The sequence below is a fragment of the Candidatus Megaera venefica genome (assembly GCF_034554655.1).
In the GTDB taxonomy this organism is placed as follows: Bacteria; Pseudomonadota; Alphaproteobacteria; order Rickettsiales; family Rickettsiaceae; genus Megaera_A; species Megaera_A venefica.
This window is the reverse complement of record NZ_JARJFB010000111.1, coordinates 1-6,216: the sequence shown is the minus strand read 5'-3', so window position 1 is coordinate 6,216 and position 6,216 is coordinate 1. Positions and strand designations below refer to the sequence as shown.

Genomic DNA, 6,216 nt, shown 5'->3' with positions numbered 1-6,216 from the left:
CTTCAGACACGTCAAGATCTTGCTGCAACTAATCATAACCACAAAAATATTGCCACTAAATATTTTCCTTTAGCTCTTCCTCCGTAAACGAATCAGAACCGTTGTACATAGCTTGAAGCATTGATAGTGCTAGCATTACTCTATGATCTTTCTTATTTCTACCAAATTGCTTGATTTCAATGTTAGGCAATGCTCTGGCTTCAAGTTCAGACCAATTTACTAAATCCCTTAGTTTATATAACTTGTTTTTAGGATTTAGTTTTGTAGATAATTTCTCTTCAAATAACCTTTCTTGTTTTTGGAGAAAAGTAATATTTTCTATAGGCATAATTTTAAAATCCGTAAGCTTTATGCGGTAATTATACCATTTTCTTATGGATTTTGTAAGCTGTTTATGACATGAAACCCCTTGTTAATTCAGGCGGGGAGAGTTTTGACGGAGGGACTAGATATCTTTAAAGATATCTTCAAGCTTAATGCTAGAAACTAAAACTTAAGAAAAAGCCATATTGAAGGAATTTTTCAGCACATCTTTTTTCCGTTTGGAGCTTTTGGAGCCACTGTAACCAAGCAGATACTACCATTCTTATCAGAAAAACCAACTAGTAAAAATTGCGACAAGAACCCGGCAATGTTTTTTTCACCTAAATTTACGCATCCAACAATCGGCATACCAACTAAAGATTCAAGCGTATAATGAGCAGTGACTTGAGCCGAGGTTTGCAGAACCCCAATTTCATCACCAAAATCAGCCCATATTTTAAAAGCCGGTTTTTTAGCACGCAAGAATTCTTCTGCTTTCACAATGGTACCAGAACGTAAATCAACACGCTCAAATTCCTCATATGTTATCACTTTCATTTTGTGTTACCTTAAGTTGCCTATAAAAATAGCCCCGATAATATTATCAGAGCTATTTTGATTGTAAAGTATGGTTCACCATGCAGATTTTATAGCTTAAAAAGTCTGTGTAGAATTAGCATCGCCAACAATTGGAACATGATGACCCTCAGTAACACTCTCATCATCACTGAAATTCTCATTGCTAGTACTAGACAACGATAAATTAGCTAATAATAAATGCGCTGTAGACAAATCATCTTCCTCTGCTTTTTCTTGATTTTGGGGAACTTGACTACTGCTAGTAACTACAACCTTATGGTGATCATCACTTAAATTCTCATTGCTAGTACTAGATAATGATAAAGTCCCTGTATGCAGACCATCCGCCGCAGCCTTTTCTTGATTTTGGAGAACAAGTTGTAGCATTTTAGGAATATAATCTGGATAAACTGGGTGCGGTAAGTTTTGATGGTCAAGAGCTAATTTAATATTGCTAGGACTAATAGTTAATCCATGCTCAATTAATATCTTTAACAATTCAATATTGACTCCATTCACACATTTTAGCATATTTTCTAGCACTACATTCATGCCTTTTAACTTTACTGCTTGATCATCAGTGGTTTTTAAAATTAAATTAATCAAACTCATTCCTTCAGAATTTGGCCTATGTGCCAACTGAATTAGAGAGCTGAATTCGTTGAATTGTAATTTAGCTTTATGCTCAAGTATTAATTTTTGAGCAAACCCACTAAACTTCTCTTCTGGAGTGAAGATTGCTCTACCCAATAAAGTTTGACCAAGTTGACTTGGTAAATTAATATCCTTTACTTTGCCTAAAGCTAGATTAAACGATGGAGAATCACATTTATGCATATTATGTAATAGACCATCAACCATTTGTTGCTGCGAAACAGAATCAACGCTCAGTATCGATTCTAATATATTGATCATATCACTGGCAATAGCTTGTGAAATAGGAGTTATTTGAACATTCTTAGGAGCTACATTAGCCCCTATTTGCATCAATCCGAGAGCCAGCTTATCATCACCAACACTAAGTGCTGCACTTAATGGAGAATAAGCAAGATTAGTATTTTCTGGATTTATATGCGCTCTCATATCAAGTAATTTGTATGTCATAGGAGTATTCTTTGCCAAAATTGCTGAGATTAGCGGTGTAGTAGTACTACAAGGATGATTAATGTCAGCACCATACTGCTTTACTAATTTATTGAATATATCATCTCTACCTTCCGCAACGGCCGAAGACAACGGACTGGACCTTAGGTTTTCAGCTTTAGGATTAACATTTGCACCTTTAGCAATCATTTTATCAATAATATATTCTGCGTCCGGCCTCATTCTAACAAGCTGGGATATCGCTCTATTTAATGGAACATCAGGATAATCTTTATTTACGATAATATTTAGATTAGCCCCTGCATCAATTAGCATATCAACAGTTTCAACATCAGCCGCACTCATAGAAATTAGCAAAGGATTGTTATCACCGTTTTGATTGTATGAATCAACATCCACTCCCTTTGAGATAATTTTTCTTATAAGATTATGATATTGCTCATTAATTCTTGGACCAAATGAAAAACCTTGCCCAACCATAATGCTTAATATGGTATCGCCCTCGGGAGTTTTAACTTTAACATCTGCTCCTTTATCTAGCAAAAAATTTAAAATATCCATATTCCAAGCGCCAGCCGCCGCCATTAGTGGAGTAAAACCCCCATACTCTTCACTCGGGCCGTTAATTTCAGCCCCTTCAGACAAAGCTCTCTTTACATTTTCTATTTTATTAGAATAAATTGCTTCAAATAATTCTTTAGTTTTTGACATACATTCTACCTATAATTAATTTGTACTATTTTGTATACATTACATAAACATAACAACTAATATTTGCTTTTATTTAGTATAGTTATAATAATAAAAAAAATTAAATCATAAGTCAATATTTAGTAATTTAAATAACTTATAATTTAAGCATTTCCTTCAATGATTATATATTGTCAGATTCCTAAAAATTAAGGCATTGACGAATAACTAACAAAAATTTATTTGACTAAACAACTTGAGTAATGTATAAGTTATTATTATGACTTATCAAATTGAATTTAGCCTTATCCAGTCACGAATGTACCTCTAATCAACGAGGTACCGTTAAGCACGTCATCGATACACTCGTTTTCTCACTTAATTAATTTGTTTTATTAACTGAAAAAAGATGTATTCCTATGGCTGTATTTATTAATTTTATTCCTATCTTACTATTTGTACTAATATTCTTTGGTTCAGGGGTGTATTACTCGCTCCAAGGAGTTGAGAATGCCTTTTATCAAATACCTCCAACTTCTGCAATACTGCCATCAATAATAATCGCTTGGCTTATGAATAAAAGCGATACAAACGGGACAATGAATAACTTCCTCAGCGGAGCAAGGCATCCTGATATCATCACCATGTGCATTATATTCTTGCTTGCTGGAGCTTTAAGTAGTGTTACAAAATCTATAGGAAGCGTTGAATCCACGGTCAATTTTACTCTGGCTGTTACTCCTGAAAATCTTTTATTAATTGGAGTATTCATAACTAGTGCTTTGATTTCTACTGCAATTGGTAGTGCACTTGGCACAATTGCAGCACTTGCCAGCCTGGTAGCTGAGCTAAGCTTGCAAGGCGCATTTGCTGTTGAAATTGGAGCGGCTACTTTGGTTGGCGGCGCAATGTTTGGTGATAACATGTCTGTCATATCAGATACTACTATTGCCGCAGTTTCTTCCCAACATGCTAATTTGAAAGAAAAACTAAAGCTAAACATAAAAATTGCATTAGTCGCTTCTTTTGTGACAATCTGCGTTTTGTTATTTGCTGATAACTCAGAAATTGACCTTGTAGACCGAGATTACTCATTTTTACTGATTACACCTTACATAGTACTGCTGTTCTTGGCAACTCTAGGTATAAACGTATTTGCAGTTATGACAATAGCCTTATGCTTTTCTGGTCTAGTTGGTATAATTTTTGGCACCTACACCCTCCTTGCTTTTGCTCAAGATATTGCAACTGGATTTCGCGATATGAATGAAATCATGTTACTTTCAATTCTCACTGGAGGACTTTCAGGTATCTCAAACCATAATTCGCAGCAACTCGCAGAAAAAATTTCTAACTTTCTGCCCAAAAATGCTGGCAAGAAGTCTGCCGAACTTGTAATTGCCGCACTAGCTTCTCTTTTTGATATTTTGCTAGCCAACAATACCATTGCAATTATTTTCTCAGGGTCCATAGCAAAAGAACTTGCAAAAAAATATGGAATTAAACCTCACGAAAGTGCGGCTTGGCTTGATATTTTTTCCTGCGTATTACAAGGAATCATACCATATGGCGCGCAAATCCTTCTTGTATGCGCAGTAGCACAAGTATCGCCGCTAGATGTAATAGGTAAAGTATATTATTGCTATATATTAGCATTTGTAACACTTGCATATATTATGTTTCGCAGGCATTAATTCCAACATAGTTTCCGGCACAAAAGCATAAAATGTTTTTGTGTTGTTGGTTTCTTCAAAACCTAATCCTTATCCAATTGAAAATTTTTACCCGCTGTAATTTTAACTGGGTTTTTGCTCTACAAATTAAAGATTTATATGTTATTTACAAAAATATTAAATTATGTTATCTTTATCAAAAAATAATAAAAAGATTTGGAAGGAATGAAAGAAACCATTTTCTATTTTCATGGAGTTAATACAAATAGCCTACTGGCACGTGATTCACTACCAACAATTTTTAATAGCACTATATTAAATCAATATGTGAATACGATAAATGTTGGTGACCCAGAAAATGGTTTTACTTATCAGGATATTGCTAACTGTTTTAGATCAAATGAAGGTTTAGGATCTTATAATATATTCTTATCAATGCACGGCAGTCTAGGCACAACGGAGAAACCTACTCCGTATTCCCTGAGCATGAATATATTGGGCTTTTCTAAAATTGAAGAAGAAATTAGAAAAGAAAATGCAGGTAACGAAAGTACCTCTATAGAAGAAAAAATTAAAATGGCTAAACATTTTTATTCTAAGGATAAGGTAAAACCTGAGGTAAGTGCGGTTGCTGAGGATTTTTTCAAAAATTTAAAAGAACTCTCTGGTAATAAACCGTTAAATATTTTTACAAATTCTTGTTTTGGTGCAAATATACATAAATATGTTGATATTTTGCCAATAGGTTCAAAAGTAATTTCTTGCTCTGATGAAGACAAAAGTACTCTTGTTAGCGATGGGCTCACAAGCCATATTGCAGAAGTCTATGGTATCTTATTCGGCCAAGGTCAAGGAGGCTACTTAATAGAAAAATTGATGTTAGCATATTGCTTTACTCAAAAATTTCATTATAACACTCCTATATTCAGTAAAGTTACAGAAAATGGAGTTGTAAAAACTGCCCTTGATAACCTACTTGAAGGCGCTCTAAAAGCTTCTGATAACATTGCAATATCTCACTCGCTGACTAACTTACTCAAGGTAAAAGGAGTAACGGTAGATGAAGCTAACAAGTTAATAGTTGCCCTGAAAACGGGAAAAACCTGCAAGGATTTTAAATATACTAATCGTATTGATCCTTATGAACTTATCAAGAGCGTTGATAATAATACTTTAGATTCATATATTAAGCAATTTGCTCAATATTTTAAGCTCGAATCAATTGATTTAAATTTATTGAAGCAGTTTGTACTTAATACAAAGGAATATTTTGAATTAGCGCGAGGACTCTTTAATATTGATCAAGTTACACACTCTTCTGAAGTCCTTAAACATGCTAATAAACCTGTAACTGATGCAAAAGACTTAATCGAGTTGTACCAAAAATCTGTACAAAAAATAGAATCTACACTTGTCGATAAGTTTAGTATACTTGCAAGATCGTCGAATGTATGCGAAACATTTAAGGATTTATTTACAAAAACTTTAGAAGATTACTACGCTTCCATTACGACTGCTAATGAACGCTTTAAAAAGGATATGAAGGAAATTACCAATAATTCTACTATTGCTGATACTTATATTACTGAATTTACTGGAAAACAATTAGCTAACGAAACAAAAACTCGTGAGACAATCCTTCTCGTTGCAAAATTATTACTATCTCATCAAGTAGCTTCGGATAGGGAGAATCTGGTTGATATTGATAAAAAAATAGTTACACCAATAGACGATTTTGTTGCTAATTTAACTGAGGAACATGAAGTATATATCCTACAATTAGAGTACCTAGTCTCTCCGTCAAAACTCTAAATTTTTGATATAATTTCAAGAATTTCAAAAATAAATCACCGCACATTCATTTTTT

5 protein-coding genes are annotated in these 6,216 nt (G+C 33.8%); 2 read left to right on the top strand and 3 right to left on the bottom strand.

What is annotated here, in order from left to right; translation table 11 throughout:
• Positions 1-55: 55 nt before the first annotated feature.
• The 3 genes from Megvenef_RS06725 to Megvenef_RS06715 all read right to left on the bottom strand — a co-directional run bounded on the left by Megvenef_RS06725 (position 56) and on the right by Megvenef_RS06715 (position 2,697).
• Positions 56-328 (bottom strand): hypothetical protein, encoded by a 273-nt coding sequence (locus tag Megvenef_RS06725; RefSeq protein ID WP_322777207.1) that lies wholly within the window; start codon positions 326-328, stop codon positions 56-58.
• Positions 329-522: 194 nt separating this feature from the next.
• Complete coding sequence (locus tag Megvenef_RS06720) at positions 523-861, bottom strand: tRNA-binding protein (protein ID WP_322777206.1); 339 nt, start codon at positions 859-861, stop codon at positions 523-525.
• Positions 862-957: 96 nt separating this feature from the next.
• Positions 958-2,697 (bottom strand): ankyrin repeat domain-containing protein, encoded by a 1,740-nt coding sequence (locus Megvenef_RS06715; protein WP_322777205.1) that lies wholly within the window; start codon positions 2,695-2,697, stop codon positions 958-960.
• A gap of 398 nt (positions 2,698-3,095) precedes the next feature.
• Between Megvenef_RS06715 and Megvenef_RS06710 the strand changes: the two genes are divergently transcribed.
• Positions 3,096-4,370 carry a Na+/H+ antiporter NhaC family protein gene (locus tag Megvenef_RS06710; RefSeq protein ID WP_322777204.1) on the top strand — a complete coding sequence of 425 codons (1,275 nt, stop codon included), beginning with the start codon at positions 3,096-3,098 and terminating at the stop codon, positions 4,368-4,370.
• A 204-nt stretch (positions 4,371-4,574) separates the two neighbouring features.
• Entirely contained in the window at positions 4,575-6,161 is a 1,587-nt protein-coding gene (locus Megvenef_RS06705) for a hypothetical protein (protein WP_322777203.1), read from the top strand.
• The last annotated feature ends 55 nt before the right edge of the window (positions 6,162-6,216 follow it).

What these genes read in the sequence shown, in the direction of transcription:
- Megvenef_RS06705 (WP_322777203.1), top strand. Translation starts at nt 4,575, where the DNA reads ATGAAAGAAACCATTTTCTATTTTCATGGAGTTAATACAAATAGCCTA.
- Megvenef_RS06720 (WP_322777206.1), bottom strand. Translation starts at nt 861, where the DNA reads ATGAAAGTGATAACATATGAGGAATTTGAGCGTGTTGATTTACGTTCT.
- Megvenef_RS06725 (WP_322777207.1), bottom strand. Translation starts at nt 328, where the DNA reads ATGCCTATAGAAAATATTACTTTTCTCCAAAAACAAGAAAGGTTATTT.
- Megvenef_RS06710 (WP_322777204.1), top strand. Translation starts at nt 3,096, where the DNA reads ATGGCTGTATTTATTAATTTTATTCCTATCTTACTATTTGTACTAATA.
- Megvenef_RS06715 (WP_322777205.1), bottom strand. Translation starts at nt 2,697, where the DNA reads ATGTCAAAAACTAAAGAATTATTTGAAGCAATTTATTCTAATAAAATA.